Source organism: Paenibacillus sp. J5C2022, assembly GCF_025567625.1.
Taxonomy (GTDB): domain Bacteria; phylum Bacillota; class Bacilli; order Paenibacillales; family Paenibacillaceae; genus Pristimantibacillus.
On record NZ_JAOQJC010000108.1, the window covers coordinates 1 to 1,289 of the forward strand.

Annotated in this window: 2 protein-coding genes; both read left to right on the forward strand. The window is 47.0% G+C overall.

The features are described from left to right. Positions 1–77 precede the first annotated feature (77 nt). A complete protein-coding gene (locus M6D81_RS31475; RefSeq protein WP_262681615.1) occupies positions 78–374 on the forward strand; it encodes a transposase in 297 nt (98 codons plus the stop codon). Between the two features lie 11 nt (positions 375–385). Beyond that, complete coding sequence (locus M6D81_RS31480) at positions 386–1,249, forward strand: IS3 family transposase (protein WP_262681616.1); 864 nt, start codon at positions 386–388, stop codon at positions 1,247–1,249. The last annotated feature ends 40 nt before the right edge of the window (positions 1,250–1,289 follow it).

Consider the following 1,289-nt stretch of genomic DNA (forward strand, 5'->3'; position numbering starts at 1 on the left):
TTGCTGCTAGAATAAAAAGTAGACACCTCGTAAGAACAACTAGATAATGATAACAACAAGAAGAAGAGGTGTCCGTGATGAGTGAAAAGAGACAGCATTACAGTGAAGAGTTCAAAGAACAGGCCGTAAGATATATTCAGGAGCAGACAAAGTCAGTGACGCAGATCGCACAGGAACTGAATGTGCCGGAGGGCACAATACGGCAGTGGCAAATGAGATACCGAAAGTTTGAGAATGAGCCGCTCGTAGATCGCGAGACTCTACGTCAGAAGGATCGGCAACTGAAGGAACAAGCGCTCACCATCGAGGATCTCCAAGAGGAGATCGCGATTCTAAAAAAGGCCATGCACATCTTCAGCAAAGAAAGGAACTGAGGTTCCAATTCATCGAAGATCATCGCTCCGAATTTCGAATGGAGAAGATGTGCAAAGTGCTCGAAGTATCCAGGAGCGGATATTACAAGTGGTACCAGGAAAAGGAGAACGAGAACGCCTACCAGAAGCGCCGTAAGGCACTACTGGCGCGGATTATATGGATCTTCTTTGACGTCAAGCAGCGATACGGCAGCCCCAAGATCACCAAACTTCTCCGGAAGGAAGGCTGGAACGTTTCCGAACGTCTAGTGGGGAAGCTGATGGGTGAAAACAACCTGCGCGCGTGCGTCTCGAAGAAGTTCCGGGTGAACACGACGGATTCCAACCATTCCAATCCGATTGCACCTAACGTGTTGAATCAGCAGTTTGAGACCACAGCTCCAAATAAAGTATGGGTTACGGATATCACATATGTCCCGTGCCGAGAAGGACGAATGTATCTGGCAAGCGTTATGGATCTGTACACGCGCAAAATCGTTGGCTGGAAGCTTGGGGACCGGATGACAACAGATTTAGTACTCGCGGCATTAGACCAGGCTTACAACGCTCACAAGCCGTCTGACGGGCTGCTTCACCACTCCGACCGAGGTTCACAGTACACCTCAGAAGAGTACCGTGCAAGACTACAACAGTACAAAATGAAAGCCAGTATGAGCCGCAAAGGAAATTGCTATGATAACGCCTGCATTGAATCTTTCCATAGCGTGCTAAAGAAAGAGTTTATTTACTGCACCCGATTTAAGTCCAAGGCACAGGCCCAACAAGAGATGTTTGAGTACATCGAATTCTTTTACAATCGCAAGCGAATTCATGGTTCTTTGGGTTACGTATCTCCAGAGCAATTTGAGGAGATGTACTACAAAAAAATTGTCTAAATTGTGCTTAAAGGGTGTCTACTTTCTTGACAGAGGTCCA